The 25,728-nt window shown below is 71.0% G+C and carries 17 protein-coding genes; 9 read left to right on the top strand and 8 right to left on the bottom strand.

Features of this window, described 5'->3' with window-relative positions; translation table 11 throughout:
• The first annotated feature begins 129 nt into the window (after positions 1-129).
• The 4 genes from JOD54_RS31490 (at position 130) to JOD54_RS31475 (ending at position 5,457) form a co-directional block, all read left to right on the top strand.
• Positions 130-1,590 carry a benzaldehyde dehydrogenase gene (locus JOD54_RS31490; protein ID WP_204455566.1) on the top strand — a complete coding sequence of 487 codons (1,461 nt, stop codon included), beginning with the start codon at positions 130-132 and terminating at the stop codon, positions 1,588-1,590.
• A gap of 497 nt (positions 1,591-2,087) precedes the next feature.
• Entirely contained in the window at positions 2,088-4,460 is a 2,373-nt protein-coding gene (locus JOD54_RS31485) for a glycoside hydrolase domain-containing protein (protein ID WP_204455565.1), read from the top strand.
• Positions 4,460-4,837 (top strand): hypothetical protein, encoded by a 378-nt coding sequence (locus JOD54_RS31480; RefSeq protein ID WP_204455564.1) that lies wholly within the window; start codon positions 4,460-4,462, stop codon positions 4,835-4,837. Before JOD54_RS31485 ends, JOD54_RS31480 begins: the two co-directional genes overlap by 1 nt.
• Entirely contained in the window at positions 4,834-5,457 is a 624-nt protein-coding gene (locus JOD54_RS31475; protein ID WP_204455563.1) for a hypothetical protein, read from the top strand. Before JOD54_RS31480 ends, JOD54_RS31475 begins: the two co-directional genes overlap by 4 nt.
• 544 nt (positions 5,458-6,001) lie before the next feature.
• Here JOD54_RS31475 and JOD54_RS31470 read toward each other — a convergent pair.
• Entirely contained in the window at positions 6,002-7,153 is a 1,152-nt protein-coding gene (locus JOD54_RS31470; RefSeq protein WP_204455562.1) for a Fic family protein, read from the bottom strand.
• Between the two features lie 358 nt (positions 7,154-7,511).
• Positions 7,512-8,711: a vanadium-dependent haloperoxidase gene (locus JOD54_RS31465; RefSeq protein WP_239573571.1), complete on the bottom strand. Its 1,200-nt coding sequence runs from the start codon at positions 8,709-8,711 to the stop codon at positions 7,512-7,514.
• Between the two features lie 257 nt (positions 8,712-8,968).
• Here JOD54_RS31465 and JOD54_RS31460 point away from each other — a divergent pair, with 257 nt between their 5' ends.
• Genes JOD54_RS31460 through JOD54_RS31450 form a run of 3 tightly spaced genes read left to right on the top strand, consistent with a single transcriptional unit; the run spans position 8,969 to position 15,778 of the window.
• Positions 8,969-9,895 (top strand): hypothetical protein, encoded by a 927-nt coding sequence (locus JOD54_RS31460; RefSeq protein WP_204455561.1) that lies wholly within the window; start codon positions 8,969-8,971, stop codon positions 9,893-9,895.
• Positions 9,892-12,108 (top strand): hypothetical protein, encoded by a 2,217-nt coding sequence (locus JOD54_RS31455; protein ID WP_204455560.1) that lies wholly within the window; start codon positions 9,892-9,894, stop codon positions 12,106-12,108. Before JOD54_RS31460 ends, JOD54_RS31455 begins: the two co-directional genes overlap by 4 nt.
• The gene (locus JOD54_RS31450; protein WP_204455559.1) at positions 12,095-15,778 is read left to right on the top strand and encodes an NACHT and WD repeat domain-containing protein; all 3,684 of its coding nucleotides are present in this window, start codon (positions 12,095-12,097) and stop codon (positions 15,776-15,778) included. The genes JOD54_RS31455 and JOD54_RS31450 overlap by 14 nt, the downstream gene beginning before the upstream one ends.
• Here JOD54_RS31450 and JOD54_RS31445 read toward each other — a convergent pair.
• From JOD54_RS31445 to fxsA, 3 genes are read right to left on the bottom strand one after another with little or no spacing between them, the layout of a single operon-like run.
• On the bottom strand, positions 15,771-16,688 hold the full coding sequence (locus JOD54_RS31445) for a hypothetical protein (RefSeq protein ID WP_204455558.1): 918 nt from the start codon (positions 16,686-16,688) through the stop codon (positions 15,771-15,773). The two genes, JOD54_RS31450 and JOD54_RS31445, sit on opposite strands and share 8 nt — an antisense overlap.
• Positions 16,666-20,361, bottom strand: a complete 3,696-nt coding sequence (gene fxsT / locus JOD54_RS31440) for an FxSxx-COOH system tetratricopeptide repeat protein (protein ID WP_204455557.1) — start codon at positions 20,359-20,361, stop codon at positions 16,666-16,668. The genes JOD54_RS31445 and fxsT overlap by 23 nt, the downstream gene beginning before the upstream one ends.
• A 52-nt stretch (positions 20,362-20,413) precedes the next feature.
• Positions 20,414-20,647 carry an FxSxx-COOH cyclophane-containing RiPP peptide gene (gene fxsA, locus JOD54_RS31435; RefSeq protein ID WP_204455556.1) on the bottom strand — a complete coding sequence of 78 codons (234 nt, stop codon included), beginning with the start codon at positions 20,645-20,647 and terminating at the stop codon, positions 20,414-20,416.
• Between the two features lie 231 nt (positions 20,648-20,878).
• Between fxsA and JOD54_RS31430 the strand changes: the two genes are divergently transcribed.
• The gene (locus tag JOD54_RS31430; protein WP_204455555.1) at positions 20,879-21,988 is read left to right on the top strand and encodes an FxsB family cyclophane-forming radical SAM/SPASM peptide maturase; all 1,110 of its coding nucleotides are present in this window, start codon (positions 20,879-20,881) and stop codon (positions 21,986-21,988) included.
• Positions 21,985-23,139 (top strand): aKG-HExxH-type peptide beta-hydroxylase, encoded by a 1,155-nt coding sequence (locus tag JOD54_RS31425; RefSeq protein WP_204455554.1) that lies wholly within the window; start codon positions 21,985-21,987, stop codon positions 23,137-23,139. The genes JOD54_RS31430 and JOD54_RS31425 overlap by 4 nt, the downstream gene beginning before the upstream one ends.
• Here the strand turns inward: JOD54_RS31425 and JOD54_RS31420 are convergent.
• The 3 genes from JOD54_RS31420 to JOD54_RS31410 all read right to left on the bottom strand — a co-directional run bounded on the left by JOD54_RS31420 (position 23,129) and on the right by JOD54_RS31410 (position 25,713).
• On the bottom strand, positions 23,129-24,292 hold the full coding sequence (locus JOD54_RS31420; protein ID WP_204455553.1) for a hypothetical protein: 1,164 nt from the start codon (positions 24,290-24,292) through the stop codon (positions 23,129-23,131). The genes JOD54_RS31425 and JOD54_RS31420 overlap by 11 nt on opposite strands.
• Before the next feature lie 74 nt (positions 24,293-24,366).
• A complete protein-coding gene (locus JOD54_RS31415; protein WP_204455552.1) occupies positions 24,367-25,164 on the bottom strand; it encodes an AAA family ATPase in 798 nt (265 codons plus the stop codon).
• Between the two features lie 66 nt (positions 25,165-25,230).
• Entirely contained in the window at positions 25,231-25,713 is a 483-nt protein-coding gene (locus tag JOD54_RS31410; protein WP_204455551.1) for a MarR family winged helix-turn-helix transcriptional regulator, read from the bottom strand.
• Positions 25,714-25,728: the final 15 nt, after the last annotated feature.

Here is a 25,728-nt window from a genome sequence, read left to right as displayed (position 1 = left end):
CCCCGATGTCTGACCGCGGCGTCCTCCGTCCGGGGGAGGGCCGGTCACCAGGATCGAGTTGTCACAACTTCAACAATGCAGCAGGCTCACCCCTGACCGGTGTGCTCGCCGCAGACGGAGGACGACGCGATGGCACTGCTCGAGGACGGCGCGTGGCAGGGAAAGGTCTGGACCGGGACCTGGACCGAGGGCGGTGGCGGGACCTACACCGCCGTGGAGCCCGCCACCGGGGAGCCGCTCGGGGTGGTCGGCAAGGCCACCCCGGCCGACGTGCACGCGGCGGCCGAGCGGGCGGTCACCGCGCAGCGGGCCTGGGCTGCGGCACCCCACGAGCTGCGGGCCGCGGTGCTGCGCGGTGCCGGTGACCTGCTGACCCTGCACGCCGAGGAGATCAAGGACTGGCTCTCCCGGGAGTCCGGCGCGATCCGGCCGTTCGGCGAGTTCCAGGTCCACACCAGCGCCCAGGAGTGCTACGAGGCCGCCGCGCTGCCCTCGCACCCGTACGGCGAGCTGCTGCGCACCGGTGCGCCCCGGCTGTCGTTCGCGCGCAGGCTGCCCGTGGGCGTGGTCGGCGTGATCGCGCCGTTCAACGTCCCCACGATCCTGGCCATCCGCGCGGTCGCCCCCGCGCTGGCCCTGGGCAACGCGGTCATCCTCAAGCCCGACCCGCGCACCGCGATCTCCGGCGGAGCCGTGTTCGCGCGGATCTTCGCCGAGGCCGGGCTGCCCGAGGGCCTGCTGCAGGTGCTACCCGGCGGCGCCGACGTCGGCGAGGCCCTGGTCACCGAGCCCGCGGTGCGGGTCATCGCGTTCACCGGGTCGACCAGGGCCGGGCGCGCGGTGGGGGCGCTGGCGGGCCAGCACCTCAAGCGGGCGCACCTGGAGCTGGGCGGCAACTCGGCGCTGATCGTCCTGCCCGACGTGGACGTCACCGCGGCGGCCTCGGTCGGCGCGTGGGGCACGTTCACCCACTCCGGTCAGATCTGCATGGCCACCAGCAGGCACCTGGTGCACGAGTCGATCGCCGAGGAGTACACGGCGGTGCTGGCCGAGAAGGTGTCCGGGCTGCCGGTCGGCGACCCGTACCGCGAGCAGGTGGCCCTGGGTCCGCTGATCGACCAGGGCCAGCGCGACCGGGTGCACGGCCTGGTCACCGCCAGCGCCGAGGGCGGCGCGACGGTGCGCACCGGCGGCACCTTCGACGGCCTGTTCTACCGCCCAACCGTGCTCGGCGACGTGCCGGTCGACGTGCCCGCCTACCAGGAGGAGATCTTCGGCCCGGTCGCCCCGGTGACGCCGTTCTCCTCGATCGACGAGGTCGCCGCCCTCGCCGCCGGTTCGGACTACGGCCTCTCGCTGGGCATCCTCACCCGAGACCTGCAGGCAGGCCTCGACCTCGCCGACCGAGTGCCCTCCGGCCTGGTCCACATCAACGACCAAACCGTCAACGACGAAGCCCCCGCCCCCTTCGGCGGCGTCGGCTCCTCCGGCACCGGCTCCCGCCACGGCGGCGCCGCGGCCAACATCGAGGCCTTCACCGAAACCCAGTGGGTGACCCTCCGCGGGGACCTCCCCCGATACCCCTTCTGACCTCCGGGTGGGTGCCGAAGCCGCTCGGCACCCACCCGGTCCCCGAGGAATCGCACGGCCCCCCTGACCCAGGGCCTGTTCGCTCTTGAGCTGGGGCCGACCCCGCCAGCCCGACCACCCGACTCCGACAGCATTGCCGACCACTGGACACTCGGAAGCTGCCCACCCGAAATGCTCGATGGGGCGGACTTGGTTTGTGTGGGGTGGCGGTGCCCGTAGCGTTGTGCGCTGCAGGGCCATGCTTTTCGGCCCCAGCTTTGCGGTCCTGCCACGGGTAGCGCAGGGGCCCCGCGCAAACCAAGTTCGCCCCATCGAGCACACCCACGCCACCACGATCCAGCGCAATGCCGAAGGCGAGCCGACCCCGAAGCCACCGGATTGTGGAGGAATGGTGTGGGTGTGCGGAGTCTCTGTGCGCACCCCCTCCCTCCGTTGATCTTCCGCCTATCCTCCGATTCGCCCGCTGGGGGCGACACGGGAAGTGCTGGGGGCGGACCATGGCCGATGTCAAAGTGCTGGAAGCGCAACGTTGGGTCAACGCGACCTACGGCGCCGTGCCCGGCTACGTGCGCTGCCCGGAGGACGGCAAGACCGCGTGGAGCACGATGTTCTCGCTCACCCGCGCTCTGCAACGGGAACTGGGCATCACCTCTCTGTCGGACAGCTTCGGCCCCACCACGTTGTCGCTGCTGGCCCAGCGCGGCAACGTCGGTCCCGGTTACGCCAACGCCAACGTCGTCCGGATCGTGCAGCACGCGTTGTACTGCAAGGGTTATTGGGGCGGCACCACCAATGGCGTCTACAGCCAGGCGACGCTCACTGCGGTCGCCCAGCTCAAGGCGGACCTGGGGGTCGGCGGGGACGGGACCCTGCCGCCGAAGGTGTTCAAGGCGTTGTTGACCATGGACGCCTACGTGCTGCTCTCCGGTGGTGACGAGCAGGTCCGGGTGATCCAGCAGTGGCTCAACGGCCGGTACCTGGGCAGGTCCACCTTCTTCGCCACCCCGTGCGACGGGCACTTCTCGCGGGACGTGCAGAAGGCGCTGATGAAGGCGCTGCAGTACGAGTTCGGCATCCCGGAGGACCAGGTCACCGGCAACTTCGGTCCGGCGACGCAGAGCGGGTTGCGCGCGCACCCGGTGTCACTGGGGCAGTCCGGGGTGTTCGTGCAGCTGTTCAGCGCCGCGTGCGTGTTCAACGGCCCGGTGCCGGACGACACCATCCCCGGTAACAACACCATTCCGGTCCGCACCGCGTTCAAGTCCACTTTCGACAGTGCGCTCAAGCAGTTCGTCGAGTTCTTCCAACGGTTCTCCGCGCTTTCGACCACCGGATACGGCGACTACCAGACCTGGTCGCAGCTGCTGGTCTCCAGCGGTGACCCCGATCGGCCCGTGACTGGGTGCGACACGAGGTTCCACATCTCGATCACCCGCGCGCAGGCGTTGCGCGCGGCCGGGTACACCATCGTCGGGCGCTACCTCGACGAGGACGTCAACAGCACGCTGGACAAGGAGTTGCAGCCGGGCGAGCTGGAGGCGATCTTCGCGGGCGGCCTGCGCATGTTCCCGATCTCGCAGTACAACGCCCGTGAACTCCCGGACTTCACCTACGAGCAGGGCTACCAGCACGCGTTGCGCGCCCACGCGCGGGCGGTCGGCTACGGGTTCAACCGGGGCGCGGTGATCTACTTCGCCGTCGACTACGACGCGACCGACGAGCAGATCGACAGCAACATCCTGCCCTACTTCCGCGGTGTGCAAGCGGGTCTGGCCAACCAGGGCAAGCGTTACCTGGCGGGCGTGTACGGGTCGCGCAACGTGTGCTCGCGGGTGACCGACGAGGCTTACGCCCGGTTCTCCTTCGTCTCCGGGATGTCGTGGGGGTTCTCGGGGAACCTGGGGTTCCCGCTGCCGACGAACTGGTCGTTCAACCAGATCAAGGAGTTCTCGTTCACCTCCGGGGCCGACCGCTTCGACCTCGACCGCGTGGTGTGCCGCGACGGCGGCGACCCCGGTGTCGGACCGGAGGGCGTCGGCGGCCAACAGTCCCCTGTGGACGTTTACCTGCGGTACGTCGACGACCTGTACGCGACCGCCCAGCGCTACGGCAAGGGTGACCCGAACCGGCTGGTCGCCGAGTACCTGCGCTACCCGACCTACGTCGACCTCTACTCCGGCTGGCAGAACCTCATCGGCGACGTCGACCGCGACTGGATCGCCTACGCCGAACGGGCGGGCCTGACCAAGGTGACCCGCTACCTCGATCCCTGCTACGGCGTGGAGATCGGGGTCGAGCACTTCGGCGCGACGGCCAATGCTGTGCTGCTGCGCGGAACCGGCTCCGGCACCACCGCCGACCGCGGCGACTTCGGCGGCTGGGGCGGTGACCTGGCCACGTTCTACGGCGAGTGGCGGGCCAACGGGACCGCCTACGCCTCGGGGTACGCCTTCTGCGCCGACCGGCTCGCGAAGATCAACGTCAGCTCGTCGTTCCCGTTCGCCGACCTGGTCGAGGACGTCGACGGGTACCTGGTCGCGGCGGCCGTGCTGGCCGGGACGCCGATCAACGCCGCTGTGCGGGAACACCTGACCACCGGCCACGTGTCGCGATTCCGCCGGTTCGTCGACCTGCGCCACGGCGGTCGCGCCGACCACGTGGTCGCCACCGCGCGGAACCTGTTGGGCAGCGCGGGCGACACCGAACTGGCGGCCCTGCGCACGGCGGCCATCAAGACGACCGGCGGGTGGGACGCGCTGCTGCCGGGGCACATGCCCGACAGCAAGCTCGACCCGTTCCTGCAGGGCTACGCCGACACGTTGCTCGGCTTGGTAGGGCAGGAGAACGCCCGCGGGTTGCGGCTGAGTTGATGGTGGGCTTGGTTATCGCGGTGTTGGCTGCCGTCATCTTGTTGGTACACAAAGCAAGTAGGCGGCTGCCGCGCGCGGTTCGCCCGTGGGCCGTCGTGGGTGTCGTGGCGGCCTTGTCTGCGGTCGCGACGTACGGGTGGGGCGCGGCGCACATGTACACACCGGACATCAGCGAGACCTGCGCGCTGGTGTACGGGATCGCCTGGGACGCCCGCGTCGGCGGGTCGACCCTGCTGCCCCTGAGCAGGCAATGCGCCGCCGGGATCGACCTGGTCCCCGGCTACGTCAACCCGGCCATGGCCGGGCTCGCACTCGCGGCCACCGCCTGCCTGGGGATGGCGGTCCGCGCACGAACTCTGGGAGGGGTCCAGACATGACCACACTGGGACGACGGGGTTTCCTCGCGGGGGTGGGCGGTGTCGCGCTGACACTCTCGGTCGGCGCCACCGAAGCCGCCGCCGCGCCGACCGAATGGCGCGGCCGCACCTCCGCCAACGGCTGGCCCATCCGCACCCGCGGCATGACCGAGGTCCGCGTCGAAGGCTCCACCGCGACCATGACGGCCCTGGCAGGCCCGGCCGCCATCCTCCTCGCCCACGTCGCACGCCGCTTCCACTACGAGATAACCCCTTTGGCGGCGGGCGACATCCTCGGCCACACCACCGACCGCCGAGTTGGCGCGCTGCAGTCCAACCATCTCTCCGGAACCGCGATCTCGCTGCTGCCCACCCGCCTCCCCCTCTCCTCCACCGGCAACCTCTACCCCCACGAGATCGCCACCATCCGAGACATCCTCACCGACTGCTCAGCCGCGATCCGCTGGGGCGGCGACGATCTGCTCACCCCGCAGGAAGGCCACTTCGCCCTGGACATCACCCCGGCGGCGGCCGCGGACGCGGTCCGCACCCTGGTGGCCGCAGGCGCCATCCCCGACCCCTTCACCCCCACCCGCCGAGCCAAGTCCCTCGCCCTCGAACGCCGCCAACGCCGCCGCTGATCCGAGCTCGCCCCACCGCGCTACGGGCGGTGGGGTAGTCGGGGCGCGGGAAACGGCGACGACGCACCCCTGGCTGCCGAGGCGGCGGACCAGCGGCGGCGAGTGAAGGAGTGGCGGCGTTCCATGTCGGGAGAGTTGGCCTTCTCGCCGCTGCCACCGCGGCGGCTGCGGATCCCGGCCACACCATGGTGGCCACCAGCGTCCGTCGCCACTGCTTCCCGCCAGGGTCTCGGCCGAACGCCGCCGCGGCCCCAGCCGAGCGCCGTTCCCACCCCAGCGGCGGCTGGGGAAGCGGCCCACACCCCGCCCGCCGCGGGCGTCATCCCCGACCCCTTCACCCCCACCCGCCGAGCCAAGTCCCTCGCCCTCGAACGCCGCCAACGCCGCCGTTGATCCACGTGGTGTTCGAGGGAGAAGCGGTGCGACGCAGAACCATCCGGCGTCGTCGCGCCACTTCGCGCCAGCCGTCATCCTCGACCCTTCCACCCCCACCCGCCGAGTCAGATCCCTTGCCCCTCGAACACCTATCCCGCCCATCCTCGCGCTACGGGCGGTGGGGGAGCGGATCGGTCAGGCTGAGCAGCCGCAGCAGGTCTGGGGCGTAGTAGGCCTTGGCGTAGGGCTTGTCGTCGAGGCGGTGGAGGACTCCGGCGTCTACTAGGCGGGCGCAGACGTCTCCGGCGTTCTTGGTGGTGATGCCGTGGAGTTCGGCTATCTGGCGGTGGTTGGTGACGGGGGTGGCGATGAGGCTGGTCAGGACCTTGCGGATGTTGCCGGTGCGCCTGCCGGAGAGCCGGTGGTGCAGGGCCTCGTGCGCGGCCTCCAGCTTGGTGATCAACGACAGCTCCTCCCGCGACACCGCGCGGATGCCGTTGGCGAAGAAGGAGATCCACTGCTCGTAGTCGCCCTCGTCGGCCAGCAGGCGCACCCGGGCGCGGTACTCGCCCAGGTTGCGGTCGATCCAGGTGGACAGCGGCAGCACCTGCCCGCGCAGCACCCCGGAGCGGGCCAACTCCAGGCCCACGTAGAGCCGGGCGATGTGGCCGTTGCCGTGCCGGAACGGGCGGACGACCTCGTGGAAGAAGTGGCCTAGGGCGACCTTGGCCAGCACCGGGACCTCGGTCTCGCCCCCCGACCACGCCGCGAACTGCTCGAACGCCGCCCTGCTGGCCGCACCCGGCGGGCTGGCCAGCAGGAACGGGTCGCTGCCGCCGAGCCACGTGTGGTGGGTACGCCAGATCCCGCTCTCACTGCCGCCGAACGCGCCCGCCACGGCTGACATCAGGGCGACGTGGTCGGTCACGCCCGCGCGCACGGCCGCGAAGCCCGTGTCCCCGGCGCGCAAGTAGCTGGTGATGGCCGGTTCGACCGCGGTATCCGGCCGCACCCCCGGCAGTTGCGACACCAGGACCTCCAGCAGCGCCGTGCTGATCCCGTCCAACCGGGCCGACCGCTGCACCTCGCGGACCTGGGTGGCGCGCACCAACGCCGACGGGTCGAGCAGCCGGACCGTCGCCTCGTCCAAGCGCCCCAACGCTTCCTGGGCGTCGGCCAGACCCCGGTGCGTGCGCGAGGACAGCAGCACGTCCGACGGCAGCGGCTTGGGCAGGAACGCCCCCTCGGCCGCCAGCCGCACCGGCACGGTGTCCCGCCCGTCGCGCACCGGGATCCACATACCCGCGGGGGAAGACCTCACCGGGGAAGACCGCGTCGTCTCCATGGCCGGGAAGCCTCCAAGACACGGACTGATATCCACAAACGGTGAGATCTCGGCTTCCTTGATCGACACCTGGCCCCCGAGACCCGGATTGGTCCACCTGGGCGGCGGCCGATTCCCCAGTTCACCGCCGCCGGTGCGCGGCCACGCGGATGTCCTGGCCCGGCGGTGGTCCAGTCCCGCTGGGCGTTTTCTGGACAAAGACAAGCGCGTGGCCGCCACGGCCTCCGGTGCAACCGCCGAAGTTCACCCGAACGACGCAATTGTCCCGGCGGTTCTGGGTGGGCACGGGGAAACGGCGCACCCCATTCGGCTTATCGCAGCACCGGACCGCCGCTCAGCGGAGCAGCCGGTCGACCGCCCCCACGGTGTGGCGGCCGACGTCGCGGCCCAACTCGACACCCACCTCGTCGGCCACCCGGGTGTGGATGCCCGACCACACCCGCGCGTTCACGTTGTCGCGGCTCAACTCCCGCCACGCCTGGTACCGGAACACCACCCCCGGTGCCGTCGGGCTCGTCAGCTCGAACGGCTTCGAGGCGCGCGGTCCGACCAGTGCGGTCAGCACCTGCTCGGCCACCCCGGCGTACGTGCCGTGCCCGCTCGGGTAGTCCGGGTGCGCGGGCGTCGCGTGCAATGGGGTCCAGTCCGGCAGGCCGTTCGCCCGCAACGCGGTGACCGGGCGCCAGAGCTGGTAGGCGTACTTCGCGTCGGACGTGGCGATCTGGGTGTCCACCGCCGCGACGTTGAACACGGCGACCAGCGCCACCCGGTCGGCCAGCGAACCCCGCGACCCGGCCAGCGCGACCCGCAGTGGCGTGACGTAAGCGGTTTGCGAACCCTGGTACCAGAAGGAGGCCACTGTCGTCTGCGCGTCGGTGCGCACAGTGCTGGTGCTCGACCCGTAGTCCCGCGCCTCGGCGAGATCGCGCTGGTAGCGCGCGGAATCCAACGCGGGCGGCGGCGCGGGCCGGAACTGGTCGGCCCGGCGCAGCGCGAACGGCTTGGCCGAGCGGTTCCCGTACTGGGCGGCCGGGGCGTATGCGGGCGGCGTCGGCTGCCACACCCCGGGCGCGGCGGGCGGCACCGCGAACGGCGCGTTCACCGACGCCGGGTCGAGGCCGTCACCCGCGCGCTCGGCCAGGACCCGGAGCGCCTGCGCGGCACCCTCCCGCGCGCCGCGGGACTTCCCGGCCCCGTCCGGGATCCTGGCCAGGGTGGTGGCCAGCGCCCGATCGATCTCCGCCGACTGGCCCGGCACCAGGTCGACCAGCGCGTCGTGCAGCGCCGTCGCCACCGCCGCCTCGGCGAACGGGCGGTCGTGCCCGTGCCGCAGCGCCCTGGCCGCGGCCAGCCACCCGATCGCCCACGTCCGGTTGTTGGTCACCTGCGTCGGCGCGGGCGCCGCCGCGACCACCCGCGCCGTCACGTCGTACCACTCCAGCGCGAGGTCCACCCGGCTCGCCTGGGCCTGCACCGGGGACACCAGGGCGCCCGCCGCCACGGCCGCCGCCAGCCCCGCCAGTCGATATCGCATCACCACTCCGTTCCGTCGGTCCCGCTGTTCAACCACGCGGCCACACGGCCCGTCCAGGAGGCCCACCAGGTGAACAGGGGTTGCGCGCACCGCCAGACCGTCCACAAAGGAGGCGTCCGGCATGCCGACCCGGCCCGTGGCGCGGTGCCGGAAAGGGTGGGTCCGCGCCGTTCGGCGGACGTGGGGTGGCTGCGCTCGGTAGCATCGGCCACCCCCGGCGTGACCACCGGCGCAAGGCGAGAGGAGCGGGTGCGGCCATGACCGACCGGCCCGCGTTCAACCCGTTCGTGCCGCCTCAGCGGCGGGTGAGCAAGGCCATGCTCACGCTGCGTCCCATCGACCACCCCGATCACGACGACCACTACGTGGACGTCTGCGGCAGTGCCAGGGCCTACCAGCGGCTGGTGGGCTCACCGGACGTGGTCGAGGACATCGTGACCACCGGCGGGTACGTGCTGGCCTTCGGTGAGTCCGGCTGCGGCAAGACCGCCCTGGTCAACCGCTGCGCGCACTGGGCGCGCGAGGCGCTGCGGGAGGCGCTCGACGCCCGCGTGGTCATCGTCGACCTGCGCAAACACGCCCTGGCCCTGGAGTCCTCCAGTGTGGCCACCCGCATCGGGTGGGCCTGCCAGCGGCTGGTCAGGGCGCTGCGCGACGAGAAGGCGCTGGTCGACCCGGCCGCCCCCGAGTTGGACTCCGAGGACCCGGACCAGATCCTGCCCGAGCTCGACTCCCTGCTCGACCCGAGCCTCGCGCTGATCGTGCTGCTGCCCGACCACCTGGACCTGGTCCGCGAGGTGCTGCTCTACGCCAGCGGCATGCTCAGCCCCCGGGTGCTCTACCTGGCCGAGTCCGCCCTGCTCACCGACGCCCAGGTGCGCAAGATCGAGCTGGACCTGGAGGACACCAGGCCGCCGACCGTGCTGCGGCTGCGCACCCTCACCCGCCCCGACGTGCTGCGGTTCGTCGCCGACCGGCTCGACCGCCACCGCGGCGCCGGGCGCTACCCGGGGCTCACCGACGCCACGGTGACCGAGCTGGTGACCACCGGGTCGGTGAAGACGCTGCAGCGCACCCTGCTGCGCACGTTCGAGATGTTGCGCGGTGAGGCCGTGAACTACAGTGAGTCGTACGCGGTGACCGTCGAGGATCTGAATCGATACACCAGAGGAATCCAGTCATGAGCGGCGTCGATCCGACCCCGAGGCGGGAGCGCAGGCGCAACCCGTACAACGCGATGGCGGTCGCCACCACCTCGGTCGTGGGCGGTGACGCCGCCACCGCCGACGTCACCGTGGTCACCGACGCCATGCGCCGCGCCTACCGGATGCTCGACGAGTACCTCGACGCCGACGTCGACCCGGCCTCCGCCGGGGTGGTCGTGGCGCTGCTCGGCGACTACGGCATGGGCAAGACCCACCTCGCGGTCCGCCTGGTCCGCCACGCCCGCACCGTGCTCGGCGGCCCGACCAAGGCCATCTACCTCGACGCCAACGCCGAGGACTTCCTGTCGCTCTACCTGCGGTTCATGCGCGAGGTCGGACCGGACGCCCTGGTCACCCAGGTCCGCGACTACTACGCCGACGTGGTCGCCGCCGCGCTGCAGGAGACCGGCCTGTCCGGCGACGCCCTGCGCGCGCTGACCGCGGGCCAGGTCACCCCGCAGCGGGTCATCCGCGAACTGGGCATGCTGGAGAGCGCGCTGCTGCGCCGGGTGCAGGAGACCCTGGTCGGGGTCACCGGCGAGCACGACTTCAGCGCCGTGCTGACCCTGCTGCTGCGCTCGGGCTTCGACGAGGCGGTCTGGCGCTGGCTCACCGGCGGCGACCCGGACGAGATCCTGGTCGACCGGGGCATCACCCGCCGCATCGACAACGAACTCGCCGCGCTGGAGGCGCTGCGGGTCATCGCCCTGCTGTTCTCCGGGCTGCGCAACCGGTTCGTGCTGGTGATCGACGAGCTCGACAAGATCTTCTCCACCGGGCACCGGCCCAACGACACGCTGATGGCCCGGTTCCAGGACCTGCTCGCGGTCAGCGCCCGCACCGGCGCCTGCCTGGTCCTGTGTGGACTGCCCGACAGCTGGGAGGTGCTCACCCCCGCGGTGCGGGCGCGGATCCCGGTGCGGGTCGACCTGGCCGGGCTCACCGACGCCGAGATCACCGAGTTCGTGCTCCAGTCGCACCGCCAGGTCCTGGGCTACGACGACATCAGGCCGTTCACCCCGGTTGCCATCCGCACGATCGGCAGGTTGACCCGTGGTCACGCCCGTGACGTGATCCGCTTGTGCCGCAAGGCGTTCCGCCTCGCCGACAACGCCTCGGCCGCCGCTGGGCACGAGGTGCTCGTCGACGAGGCGATGCTGCAGGCCGCCGCGGCGGACGAGTTCGGCGCCCCCAACCTCGACGACGTCCTCGGCCAGGTCTGGCGGCTGGCCGAGCGGCGGGGGTGGAACCCGCGCCGCGACCACATGCTCGACGCGGACCCGTTGGCGCGCGCGGACTTCTGGATCACCTTCCCCGAGTTCGACAGCGGCGTTGCCCTGCTGATCGCCCCCTCGCTGGTCGAAGACGCCGAGGTGGCCAGGCTGTTGGAGCGGATCACCGCGCTGCGCGCGCTCGCCCCCGCGGCTGAGGTCGTCGTGGTCGTCGTCGGGGTGCCCACGGACTTGGCCGTGGTCCGGGTGCGCGACGTGCTCGACCGGGATCCGCTGGTGGTGCGACCGCACAGCTTCACCGAGGACCTCACCGCCGTGCTGGAGTCCGCCCGCACCAGGCTGCCGCGCGGCGCCGACGACGACTCCCTCGGCGGCGTGCGCAGGCAGCTCGACACCTGGCTGGCCCGCATCGCTTCCAGCCAGCGAGAACTGGCCGACGCCCTCACCCGCCGGGTCGACGACATCGCCGCGACAGTCCACACAGGAGAGACGGCTCGGGTCGCCGACGGCGTGCTCCCGCCCGCGTTGGCCGACCTGTTCGACGAAGCCGTTGCCGCGCTCGACGACCTGGCCCGCGTCCACGTGGCCCCCGAGGTCTTCGGGCGCGACGTGATCGCCACCGCCGACCCGCTCGTCGTCCGGCTGCGAGAACCGTCCATTGTGGCCGCGACCGGGTCCGCTGTGCTGCTGCGCCAAGTCGTCGACACCTTCCGCGTCGTGCTGGCCGACTGGTACGCCGCCAATCCGTCCCGTGTGGACGCCGAGGCGCGCGACCAGCTCGACCGCATGTGCGACACCTACGACAACATCACCGACGCCCTGCCTGCCCGCGGCGCCCTCATCGAGTTGGTGCGAGCCGGACTGCTGGCCGGGCCGGTCCGCCAGCGCGCGGAACGGGCGTTGGCGGACTTCAGCTTCCGGGTCAGAGAAGCGGTGCTCGAGTCGGTTGCCCACCGCTGAGCAGCCCGGCAACCACATCACCGGGAGCACCGTCCACGGGCCCGTCGTGCAGGCCCAGCAGTTGGTGGTCGAACTCGTCGTGCTGTCCTCGGACCTGGCGCAGGCACCGCAGGACCGGACGCGGCTCGCCGAGTGGGTGGTCGGCCTGTTCCGGCGCGATCCCGAGCTGTGGAGCCGGTTCAACCAGGCGGCCATCGCCGCGGAGGGCGACCTGACCGAACCGGTGCGCCGCGAGTTCCTGGGGCTGCTGGGGCAGGTCGGCGCGGCCGCGGCGGGGATGAGCGCCGCGGTGACCGAGCAGTGGGACCGGGGCCTGGCCGAACTGGTGGGTGTGGGGCAGCGGCTGGGCGCCGCGCGGCCCGCCGTCGACTGGGGCGCCGAGGGGCCCTACCCCGGGCTCGCCGCGTTCACCGACCGCCACGCGCCGGTGTTCTTCGGGCGGGAGCGGACGTTGGCGCGGTTGCTGGCGGAACTGGGGAAACCGCGCACGCAGCCGCTGTTCGTGGTCGGGGTGTCGGGCGTGGGGAAGTCGTCGCTGCTGCGGGCGGGGCTGGTGCCCGCGATCGGGCGGGGCGAACTGCTGGTACCCGGGTCGGCGTCGTGGCCGCGGGTGGTGTTCACCCCGCGCGGCGCGCCGTTGACCGGACTGCGGGAAGCGTTGCCCGACAACAGGTCCGTGCTGGTGGTCGACCAGTTCGAGAACGCGTTGCTCGAGGACGACCCCGAACGGTCGGCATTCCTGGCCGCGGTCGCGGACGCGGCCGAGGACCACCTCGTCGTCGTCGGCCTGCGCGCGGACGCCTACGCCGCCTGCGCCGCGGTGTTCTCCCTGCACCACAACACCTTCACCGTCGGCCGGATGACCGACCAGGAACTCGGGCGCGCGATCACGGCCCCCGCGGCCGCCGCGGGCGTCACCCTGGCCGACGGTCTGGCCGACCTGATGATCGAGGACCTGCGCGACCTCGGCCCGGACCCCCACTACCACCCCGGTTCGCTGCCGCTGCTCGGCTACGCGCTGCACGCCACCTGGCACCGCCACCGCGGCACCACCATGACCCTCGCCGACTACCACGCGGCGGGCCGGGTCCGCGGCGCCCTGGTCGAAGCCGCCGACCACGTCCTGGCGTCCCTGCCGGAACCCGACGTCCGCTCGGTCCTGGTGTCCCTGGTGACCCTCGGCGAAGAAGGCGCCCACCGCCGCCGCAGGGTCCCCGTCGACCTCATCGCAGGCCCCGTCCTCACCGAACTGCACGCCGCCCGCCTGATCACCATCACCGACGACCAAGCCGAGATCAGCCACGACGCCCTGCTGCGCACCTGGCCCCACCTGCGCACCTGGCTCGCAGAGGCCGCCGAATCCGCCCCCTTCCTCGACCGGCTCGCCAAACGAGCCCAAACCTGGCTCGACCTCTCCCAAGACCCCGGCAGCCTCGACCGCGGCGCCCAGTTGACCCTCACCCAGGCCTGGTTGGCCGCTAGCCCCACCCGGTTCGCCACCCTTGGACCTGTTGAACGACGCTTCGTCACCGCGTCATTGGCCGCTGATCAAGCCCACACCTACCGCGAAGCCCTTCGTCTCCGCAGGCTCCGCCGACTCAATGCCGCAATCGCTGCCGTTCTGGTCCTTAGTCTGGCCGCAGGCGCGCTTGCTGTTCTTCAGTGGCGCAGAGCAGGAACTAGTCGTGGTGAAGCCCTGTCCCGTCAGTACAGCGCTCAGGCGATGGCTTCTGGCGTTCCAGCTGATCGAGCAGCCATGTACGCCCTGCGTGCCTATGACGTCGCCCGAACGCCCGAAGCCAGGGGAGCACTTCTTGGGGCAGCGATGTCCGGGTACCTCGGTACGATCGATGGACCCGGACTCACACCAACGGTGATGAGCGGCGACGGTCGGTACCTGGCCATCATCCGAGACAACCGCGAGCTCCTCGTGTGGGACGTCACGGACAGGACCGCACTTCCCATCAACTTCTCCTTCTACCAAGGCCTGTACCTGCACTTCGAGTTCTCGCCAGATGGGCGGTGGTTCGCGGCCGCACACCCCGGCGGGACAGCGGTCTGGGAGCTGCCCAGCGGCAGGCAAGCCGCATCCCTCCCGGCGTCCTACGCGCTGGCGTGGCAGCCGGACGGTAGGCGCCTCGCGACCGTGTCCCCTCAACCGACCCATGGCTTCTCCCTGCGGTATTGGCGGACCGCTACCTGGGAAGCCGACGGGGAGGTGGCCGCGCGGCAGGCGGAGCACATCTCGTTCAGCCCTGATGGGCGCCGAGTCGCGTTGGTCGACCAGTTCGAGAGTTCGTTGACGGTCATGTCCACTGACGGAACACCGGCTTGGCGGCGAACCGATGTGCCGGAGGTGTTCCTGGACGCCACCTGGAGTCCCGACGGGGCGGCTGTGGTGACCGGAACGCCACATGGGATCCGCTTCTGGAACTCCTCAACCGGCGGACTTGTCGAGGACGTCCCCCTCCCTCAGTCGTCGGCGCTGAGGGGCAGGATCGCCTTCACCGCGGATGGCCAACTGATGGCGAACGGCCATCCCAGTTCGATCCGGTTCTGGAGCACCCGCACCCACGAATGGACACCCGAGGTGATCGGCGAGGCCGCGGTGGGCGGGGTGATCGCCGCTGACGGGCATGTCGTCGCGTTCGCCAACGAGGACGGTTCGGTCGACATCGTCGGTCGAGATGGGGGTTGGCTGCCGCTCAGCGTTACGGGGCAGGTCCACGTTGACGTGGTGGACGACGCCTTGAGCGTTGGTGACGCGGCCAACGCCGTCGCCTTCTGGGACGTCCGAGCGCACACCCACCTTCGTAGCCAGCGGTACCAAGGGCCCGGTCGAGTCGCACTCAGCGCGGCTGGACTCTCCGCGAGGCGCATTGCACCGAACGTGGTCCGCATGGCTGGCGACGGCACGAGCACCGACATCACGGTGGACAACACCATCATCTCCGCCATGGCGTTCACCGAGGACGGCGACGATCTCGGCATAGGGACCAGCGCGTACGACACGCAGTCCCGCTTCTCTGCCTTGACCCTGATCGACTCCACCGGGCGGCGCTTGGCCAATCGGGAGTTCGACCTCCTCGGTTCTGTCCTCGCCGTCGAGACCCTGCCAGGGAAGCGGTTGGCGGTCGTCACCAAGGCGTACTTGCCGGAGTACCCCGCGACGAACTCCGTTCTGCGGGTTGTGCGGATCCCGGGCCTCGACGACGAGTTCACCCTCGACCTTGGGCCCGGTCCGATCAGGAGGCTGTCCATCGGGGGCAGCGGGCGGATCGCCGCCGCGATCGGCACCGACCGGGCGGTCACGATCTGGGATCTGGACGCCCGACGGACGAAGGCCAAGGTAGGTGACCACCCCCTGATCCCCACCGCTGTCGCCATCACAGCGGACGAACGCGTCGTTGCCACTGGAGCGGATGTCGTCCGGCTTTGGGATGTGCGAACCGGCGAGTTATTCGCCGTTCTTCCCGGCCATAGCGAGCAAATCACCGACCTGGCCTGGACCGCGGACGGCAAGTTGGTCACCGCGGCCGACGACGGCAGGGTCGGGGTGTGGGATGTCGACGTCGAGCGGGTGGTGGCCAGGTTGTGCCGGGCTGTTGGGCCTCGGGCGGACTGGGCCTCGATCGGGGTCGGGCCGGAGGATGTGCCTTGTCCTAGCTGAGTTGGGCCACCAGCGCGTCCATCTCGTGGTCTGCGCGCCGCACGCGGGTTTGGTCGAGGGTGATGCCGACCAGGTAGTGCTGGCGGGGGAGGCGGCGGTAGTAGATGGCCCCGGATTGGACGTCGAGGATTATTCGTTGGAGGCGGCCGCCCAGGGCTGGGGAGATGGCTTGGTTGAGTTGGTTGGCCAGGGTGGACAGGCCTCGGCCGAGGGTGTCGTAGAGGGCTCGGCGGTGGGTGGGGGTGGCCAGCTCGTGGAAGGCGGCCAACTCCGCGGCGTCGAAGCAGTCGACCTCGGCCAGTTTTTCGGTGCGGGTGAAGTACGACAGGGCGTGCAGGCCGTCGAGGCGGATGGCGGGGGCGAGGGTCGCCAGGGCCGCTTCGTCGCCGGTGGTGTGCAGGGGGGTGGGGTCTTCGGCGACCGGGGTGCCCTCGTCGTCGTAGGAGCCGGGGTTCTGCGGCGGGAGGTTCTCGTCCAGGCGCAGGTCGTTGACGACCCCGGCCAGCACGGCGTCGGCGCGTTCGCGTTCGAGCGGGGTGGCGCTCGCGGTGACCGACCCGATCACGTGCCGACCGGGGCGAACGGTCTCGCAGAAGACCGCGCCGCCTTCGGCGTCGAGCACCGTGCGGATGAGCCTGCCGGTGCGCATCGGCTGCAGGTCGCGGTCGAGCGACCGCCACGCCACCGCCAGCCGGATCCCCAGGCGCAGCAGCGCGTCCCACCGGCCGCTGCCCGGCACCCGGCTCAGCCCGTAGACGAAGTCGTCGTGGTCGAAGAAGCCGACGCTGTCGAGGCCGGGGGCGGCGGCCGTGGCGGCGCGCAGGCGCTCGGAGACGACCACCGGCACATCCGCGCGGTCGTCCGCGGTCTCGATCCGCCACGCGAGCTCAGATCTGGGGGATGTCGACATCGATCACCTTCCAGGTCCCGGTGCCCGCCTCGGCCACCCGCGCGTTGTTCCCGGCCACCGCGGTGTACGGGTGGTCCAGGTCGAGGTACTCCTCGCAGTCGACCAGCGCGGTGGCCGCGATCCCGGCCGCGCCCGCCCGGTCACCGGTCGACGCGGTCGCCGCCGCCAGGTCCACCGCCGCGGCCAACGTCCACGGGTGCGCCCCGCCCAGCCGGTCCAGCAGCACCTCGTACGCGGCGCGGACCTCGGTCAACCCGTCCTCGGCCACGCCCCGTGCGCGCAGTGCCAGCCCCAACCCCAGCCTGCCCAGTCCGACGAACGGGTGGTCCCCGCTCAACCCGATCGTGTCGACCAGTCCGGTGAGCGCGGCCCTGGCCAACCGGACCGTCTCCGCGGGCTCCCACTCGTAGACCCGCTGCGTCGCCGCCAGCGACAGCATGCACGCGAACCGGTCCGGGTGTGTGTCCCGGCGCACGGTGGTCAGGTGTCGCAGCGCGTTGTTGATGTCCGCGCGCGCTGACCGGGGATCCCGGCCCCTCTTAGCGATACCCAGGTGCCATTCCATGCCGCCGCGCAGCTGCAGGTCCGTCCAGTGCGAGTGGCGGGCCTGCCGGTCCGCCTCCTCCAGGTACGCCTCAGCTTCCGGTAGGCCCAGCTGCGACGCGTAGATGCCCGCCTTGCCCAGCGCCCACACGGTGTCCTTGTGGTAGTCGCCATAGAGGCGCATCAACCGCTCTAGGTGCGTGCGTTGCGTGTGCAGTGCGGTGCGCGGGTCACCGGCGAGGAACTGCGACACAGCGAGGTTGTTGGTCGCCCACTGCGTCTCCGGGTGGTCTGGCCCTAGCACGTCGACGTGTCGCTGCCAGGTGAGCGAGTCCTGCACGAGAGCGTCAGCGAAGCGCCCTAGTCCGCGCAGGTTGCCGCCCCGGTCGCGGGCGGTGGCGAGGGTGCGTGGGTCAGCGACGCCGTGCACCCGCTTCTGCACCAGCACTACGGCTTCGTCCATGGCCAACGCTCCCTCGCGGTCGCCTAGCTCACGCCGCAGGTTCGCCAGCTGCGTACCCAGCCGCAGCCTAAGCTCGTCCTCTTCGCCATAGCGCTCGGTCCACGCCTCGAACAGCTGCAGCCCCGATGCCAACGCCGCCCGACGCACACCGACCCCGCCGAAAGCGAAGTAGAACCTGGCCTGGTTGACCAGCCACCGCCGCACCGCCGGGTCGTCGCTGAGCATCGCGCCGGAGGGCTCGATGTGCGTGCCCAGCTCCACGAACCGCTTGCGGTGCGCCGCGCTCACCTCGAACGGGGCGTACCCGGACAGCGCGCGCAGCACCGCCACTTGGCGCGCGGCGTGGCTGGCCGGGTCGATCAGCTCGGCGATGGTGGAGCGCAACACGTCGCCCACCCGCACCCGCTCCCGGCCCCAGTCGACCTCGAAGAGCCCGTACCGCTCACCGAGCCACAGCGCCCGGTCGATCAGCGGTGGGAACACCAGCAGCTCCGGCGCCTCGACCTCGGCGCCGAGCTCGGCCCGCCACGGCAGCGACCGCACCAGGTCCAACGCCGCGCCCAGCGGTGAGAGGAACGCGCCGTACTCGGCCACCAGCGCCGCGACCGCACCCAGTCGCGCGTCGACGGGGGCAGCCGTGGTCTGGCCCTTGGCGCCGTGCGCGCGGGCGGTGGCCAAGGCCAGCCGGACCATCCGGTGGATCGCGGTCGGCCCGGTGGTGTCGGCGCGTAGCCGGTCCAGCAGGTCGGTGCCCGCGACATCGGCGGCCTCGTACACGTCCAGGTACGTCGCGCGGGTGCCGTCGGTCAGCACCCGGACCCGCTCAGCGAGCCAGCTCGCGGCCAGGTTCAGCGCCAGCGGCCAGTTCCGCAGCTCTTCGGCGATCTCCTCGGCCATCCCCGCCGGGAGGCCCTCGGCGCCCTGCCTGACCAGAACCGCGGCGTGCTCGGTCGAGAGCCCGGACACCGGCAGTGCGGCGTCGACCAGGTCCTCGGCGACCTCGGGAACGGTGATCAGCACGTGGCCCCGGCCGCCCTTGGGCAGCACGTCGACCAGGTCCGCGACATCGCCGACGCCGTCGTAGACCAGCAGGAACCGCAGGTCCGGGTTGCCCGCCAACCGGTCGAGCGCGGCGAGGCTGCCGTAGTGCTCCGGCTCCGCGCGCAGCAGCGAGGCCAGCTCCGCCAGCTGCACCAGCGTCGCCTGCCGCTCTTGCGCGGGGAGCCACCACACCACGTCGTAGGCGAAGGCGTAGCGGTGGGCGTAGGCAAGTGCCAGCTCGGACTTGCCCACCCCGTGCTCGCCGGTCAACGCCACCGTGGTGATCCCGTCCGGACCTCCCGCGAACGCCGCCCGCACCTGACCCAGCTCGGTGTCGCGGTGTCCGAACCTGGTGCTCGACTCCGGTAGCCCGAACACCGGCGACGGCAGCCCGGGGATCCTGGGCGACGCGTCAGCCGCCAGCGGGGGCGTCGGGTAGCCCAGGCCGGAGAACAGGCGCTCGCGCACGACATCTACGCGGTCCCGCACCGCCTTCAGCATGGAATCGCTGACGCGCCCACCCGGCACGAACACCGGGTGTAGCACCACATCGGCGTGCTCGGCGGGCGAGTTCGCCGCCACTACGCGCACCAGCGGTAGATCTGCCGCGTCAGCGGCGTCTGCCGCGCACACCAGCACGTTGACCTCGGCCAGCTCTGAGGCCACCCAGTCGACCCAGGGGCGCAGCGCGGGGTCCGCAGTCACTACGACCCGTTGTTCGTCCCCTACGTCCACGCCGGCGACGCGGCGGTAGCGGTCGCGCACCAACGCGCTGACCCGCTCCGGTGCGATGCCTCTATCCGCGTCGACCATTGTCGCGAGCTTCGCGTACCGGGACCACAAGTCGTCGGAGTCCTCGGCGACCACGGCCAACAAGGGCGCTGGTGTGACGTAAGAGAGCTCGGGTAGCTCCACGTACGGATCGGTCAACCGGGAGCGCGGCGGCAACACCGGGCCGAACGCTTGGCGGATCGCAGTGCGCAGCCCGTTGACGCGGTGCTCAGCGTCGTCAAGGCGGAACCGCGTAGCCGCGACCACGATGTCCACCCGCAGCGGGGCACCCCGGCGCACGCCGTCGACGATGTCGACCGCGGCGCCCAGAGTCGGGATCAGCGGCTCGAAGCACACCACCACGGTGTCACCGAGCACGCCCGCGGCGCGCAAGGTCGCGGTGTGCCCACCGGAGGGCAGGGCCACCAGCACGTCGTCGTACTCGGCGGCGGTCATCGCGGCCCGCAGGTCCGTGAGCGCGCGCTCGTCCACGCCGGAGTGGCGCAGCGGCGGCAGCCCGTCGGCGACCGAGAGCACCTCGACCAACCCGCTCAGCCCGGGGATGACGTGGGTCGCCAGTTCCCGCTGTTCCCGCGTTCGGGTGACCACCGATCCGGTCACGGCCTGCGCCGCGGTCCACACACCGTCCGGGCAGGCGCGCCGACCCACGTGGAAGACCCGCAGGAAGTCGCGCACCGGGGTCAGCTCGTCCGACCAGTCCAGCACCAGCACCCGCCGACCGGCGCCCACCAGCACACCGCACAGGTTGGCGACGGCGTCGACCCGACCCGCGTTGTCCACAACGGACACGAACACGGTCAGGACGGCCTGTCCGCTGGTCGTGGGCCGACTCATCGCGCTCCCATTCGCCCGTGCTCCTATAGGCCCTCGCGCCACCGGCCGCCGCTCACCCCGACGCGCCGCCCGACAGCGAGCTCTGGTGCGCCTGGTACCGGTCGGGCACCGCGGCGAGCCTGCCGAGCACCCCGGCCAGCGACTCCCGCAGCACGCAGTCGGGCAGCGCCGCGAGCTTCGCGAAATCAATATCGGAAACGTCGAGCAGGTGTGAGCGCAACACGCCCGATTCCGGCGAACCCGAATCCGCGGCCGCGGTGGGCGACGCGATCCCAGAGCCGTCCATCCGCACCCCCTTCGGTGAACGCCACCCGGCGTCCGACCCGGTCGAGCCCCCGATCGGGTGGCCTACTTCCCCGACCCTATCGGCCGGTGCGGTGCGTGGTGCCCGTGCTGGCCGAAGATACACCGATCAGCCGACACCCCGGTCCGCCGCCGCCGTGTTACATGGAACGCGAAACCCGGTGGTGGGATGGGCGCGGCGCCGCGGCGCGCGCGGGAACGGGGGAGAGCGGGGATGCGAGTGCGGCCGCCGACGCGCCAGTTCGTCGTCAAGCTGCACAGCCGCTGCGACCTGGCCTGCGACTACTGCTACGTCTACGAGATGGCCGACCCGAGGTGGCGCTCTGCGCCCGCGGTGATGTCCGAGCGCACCGCCGATGACCTGGTCGGACGGCTCGCCGAGCACGTCGTGCGGCACGGCTTGGAGCGCGTCGAGGTGGTGCTGCACGGCGGCGAGCCGCTGCTGGCCGGTCCGGCGCGGATCGCGGCCTTGGTGCGCTCGGCCCGCCGCCGGGTTCCGGTGCCGGTCGGATTCACCGTGCAGACCAATGCGGTGCGGTTGGACGAGGCATTCCTGCGGTTGTTCGCCGAGTTGAATGTGCGCGTCGGGGTCAGCCTCGACGGGACAAAAGCCGGACACGACCGACATCGGAAACGGCGCGACGGCACCGGAACTCACCACATCGTGGCCGCCGCCGTGCGGAAACTGGCCGGGCCGGATTTCCGGCACCTGTTCGCGGGCCTGCTGTGCGTGGTCGACCTCGCCGAAGACCCGTTGGCCTGCTATCGGGAATTGCTCGACTTCGGCCCGCCGGTGCTCGACTTCCTGCTCCCGCACGGCAGTTGGACCGCACCGCCGCCCGGCCGCTCGGCCACGGATCCGCGCACCCCGTACGCCGATTGGCTGATACCGGTGTTCGACGAGTGGTACGCCGCGTCACCGCGGACCACGATCGTGCGGCAGTTCGCGGAGATGGTGACCCTCTGGCTGGGCGGCACCTCCGGGGTCGAGGGGCTCGGCGAGCAGACCGCGCCGCCGCTGGTGGTCGCCACCGACGGATCCATCGAGCTCTCGGACATCATCGCCGCGGTCGAGCCGGGTGCCGTCGACACCGGGCTCAACGTCGCCACGGACCCGTTCGACGCGGTCGTCTTCCCGCCGCAGGAGTTGGCCCCCGAGTGCCGGACCTGCCCGGTCCTGGCGGCTTGTGGCGGCGGGCACCCCGCGCACCGCTACCGCGCGGGCGAGGGGTTCGTGAACCCCTCGGTGTACTGCCCGGACCTGTTCCGGTTGACCAGCCACGTGCGGGCCCGGCTCGCCCACGACCTCGCTGCGCTGAAGTGACTACCGAACCAACGCAGCACGTGGTGCCGGAGGACGTCTTCGACGACCTTGCTGCTGGCAGAGGCGGGGCCGCTGCCGCCCGCCTCTTAGTGTCAGCACGCCGCAGCCGCACCTTGTCGTTCATTCGCCTCTTGGCCAACGACAGCGAGGCGTTCGCTGTCTTGGGCGAACTGCGGCAGCACGCTCCGCATGCCGTCAACCGCGTGCTGGACGACCCGATGGTGGGCCTATGGGCCACCGCAAGCCTCTTACGACGAGAGCGCGGGTTGACCACACCAGGCTGCCTGGCACAGGTGGCAGCGGCGGCCGCTATACGCGCGGATGTCCGGGTACGCCTGACCTTCGCGGAAGAGGCCCGCGTCCTACCGTCGCTGGGACCAGTCGACCCTGTCAGCGGCCGCGTGGGCACCGACCAACTCCGCTGGCGGCCGTTCCCGGCACTCGTCCCGGCGCCGGGGTTGCGTTGGACCTTCGGTGGCTGGCCATCCGGGCTGCTGCCGGACGGCCTCGGGCTGTCGCAGGCACCTGACCTGGCCCTCTGGGCCGAGCGGGTGACCGCTGCCTGGGACCTGCTCGCCGCCGATCACCCGGTGCTGGCCGAGGAACTGGCGGTGATGGTCACCGCTGTGGCGCCATTGGACCCCACGGACGTGGGGGAGATGAGCGCGACTGTGGGCGACGCGCTTGGGTGCGTGTTCCTCTCGTTGGGCGCCGACGCCGAGTTGGTGGCGGTGACGCTGGCGCACGAGTTGCACCACGCCAAGCTCGCCGTGCTGATGGACCTCTTCCCGTTGTTCGATACAGCCGACGACCGCCGCTTCTACGCACCGTGGCGCACCGATCCCCGTCCCGTCGCCGGACTGCTGCACGGCATCTACGCGCACCTCACCATCGCCGCGTTCTGGCGGCGACGCCGAGAGGTGTCCGAGAGTTCCCGCGCTAACCAAGAGTTCGCGAGGTGGCGCGCAGCGACGTGGTCGACGAGCCAAGTGCTGCTCGCCAGCGGCGCACTGACCCCTATAGGCCGCCGCTTCGTCGAGCAAATCAGCGCACAGGTGCAAGGTTGGCTCGCCGATCCAGTGCCCGCCGAGGACCTAAGAGCGGCTACCGAACTCTTGACCGAGCACCGCAACCGCTGGTCTAGGGGATAGGCGGCATAAGAAGGGCCGCGAGACGCAAGCGCTTGACCGGGACCTTTTCCTGGGTCTTGGGCGCATCGTCGATCCGGTCCAAGATGTGCCGACTGACGGTGAACAACAGGTAAGTCACCACGATCGCCGGAGCCACTACGGCGACGGTGCCGGGGAAGCTGGTCTCCAGCAGCAACGACAGCACGATGGCTGTTAGGCCGTTCTGCTGACTTAGGGCCAGACACCACCTGTCGTACCGACTCAACCGAGACGCGATAAGAGACCCCACCGCGATCTGCGCCACGAACGCCGTTAGCCCCAGCAGCATCCCCTTGAGCAGCAAGCCCAACGACCCCTGCCCCACAGCGCCCGCGAGCACCACGCCGAGCGCGACTCCCGCCAACAGCAACGCTCCGGTCAGCGTCTTCTCTACTACGCCCTCGGCCCGAGCATGTCCTTCGAACGGCCTAACTACCAAGCCCGCCAACGCAACACCCAACATCAGCCCTTGCGTCACCGCCACTACGGCGAACCCGAGGACCACTAGTGTCGCCAGGAAGGCCAATAGGCCAGACATCCGTGGCCTGCCGTACCGCACATAGAGGGTCCACAGCGCTGCTGCGGCTACGGCGAAGATGGCGTTGTAGAGCAGGCTGGTGCCGAAGTCCGCGAGCCCGCTCGACAGCACACCGGGCGTACCCAGGGCGAACGCGGACAGGTAGACCACGAGCAACACCGTGACCGGGTCGTCGAACGCCGCCCACGCGGACAGGATCGCCTTCGCCCGTTCGGACATCCGCCTGTTCATGGTCGCGGCGACCGACAACGGGTCGATCTGCGCGACGGCGACCCCCAGGATGAGGCTCACCGGCCGCGAATCGACCAGGTACATCACCCCGGCGATGAGCGCGGTCTTGGCCAACACCCCCACCGTCACCGCGAGCACGACGACACCGATGTTGCCGCGCAGCTCCGACAGCACAATGCCGCGCGTGCTCCCGTAGAGCCCCACGGCGAGCAACGCCATGACGAACAGGTGGTACCCGGCCGCGGTGTGCACGCCCGCCACGCCTATGAGGTCCGCGAGAGCCCAGCAGACGACGGTGATCCCCAAGAGGGCCAACGGCAGGCGACTACCGCCCGTGGGCGGCGCTGCCACCGATTGCTGAGACATAACGTCCCCCTAGGCGACCTTCATCGGCCGCTTCGTGGTACCAGACCACCGATGGTATCGCGACCAGACCTGAGTCAGGGCTGATCCAGCAACCGCCGCAGCCTGCCTGCCATGATGCCGTCCAAGTCCACCTCGCCCGCACCCCTGTGCCGGACATCCTCGTAGGCCTCGAACAACAACTGCCGCAGTGCTTCAGCTGACAGGCCTATAGGCGACCAGCGCTGCTCGATCCAGTCGATCGCGGCCGGGCTCAGGGCGGGTACATCAGCAGGTGCGCCCGCGAGCCGTGCCTCGACGAATCGGCTGACATCACCGGGTGCCAGCGGTCCGAGAGCCAACACCACCGCGTCGACGTCGGGTGAGCGCAAGTGGGACGACTCCGTGAACAGGACCACTTGCCGCGGCGCTGCCCCGGCGTACCAGCGCAATTCGGCCAATAGTTCCAAGGGAGGTAAGAGGACCACAAGCAGCGCGTCTTCCGGCAGCTTCGACACGAGCTCGTCGAAAACGCGCCTAGGGGCGTCGCGGGCAAGGCCGACCTCGTCAGCCAAACGGCCGCACACGACATCTATGCGCTCCCGCACCGTGAGCGCGGCCGGTTCCTCCGACACGTCCACGCACCGCACGTTGTCGAAGGAGTCGAGCAGCCACCGGGCGCACCGCTGCACCAGCGTCGACTTCCCGCACCCGGACGGACCCGTGACCAGCACCAGCCGGGCCGGGTCGCGGGGGAACGCCGTGGTGAACCGGGTGAACCCGTCCAGGAAGTGGTCCACCTCGGCGACCAGCCCGGCCAGTTCCGGCCGCTGGACCAGGGGTAACGCCGCGGTGGCGAACGGGGTGAACGGGTTGGTCCACCGCGCCTGGGTCATGGGTGACCCCTCCCTCGTCGGCCGAGCGAGCCGTGCGGCCGATCCAATACCACCGGCGACCGGTGATCAAGGGCCAGGTGGCGGATCCACAGTGGACGAGCGGTGCGCGTGGGCGACCTTGAGCAGCGCGGCCGCGGTCACCTGCTTCTCCTCGTCGGTCAGGTGCGCGGCGAAGTGCTTCTCGATGCCGCCGAGGTAGATCGGCACGGTCGTGCGGAACGCGGTCCTGCCGTCCTCGGTCAGCACCGCCCAGACCACCCGCCGGTCCTGGGCGTCGGTCTCCTTGCGCACCAGCCCGGCCGCCGCCATCTCGTCGACCAGCCTGCTGACCCGGGTGCGGCTGAGCACCACCCGGTCGGCCAGGTCGCGCATGCGCAGCCCGGGGGCCTCGGCGGCCTGGAGTTCGAGCAGGACGTCGTACCAGGTGAGCGGGATGCTGCCCGCCCGGTCGAGCTCGGCCTCGATCGCGCGCAGGGCCGCGTTGTAGGCCAGCAGCACCGACCGCCACGCCTCGATGCCCAGGTCGTCGGTGCGCAGGGGGAGTCGCATGGGCCGAGTGTAGGC

The sequence above is a fragment of the Actinokineospora baliensis genome (genome assembly GCF_016907695.1).
GTDB lineage: Bacteria > Actinomycetota > Actinomycetes > Mycobacteriales > Pseudonocardiaceae > Actinokineospora > Actinokineospora baliensis.
This window is presented reverse-complemented; position numbering and strand designations above follow the sequence as displayed.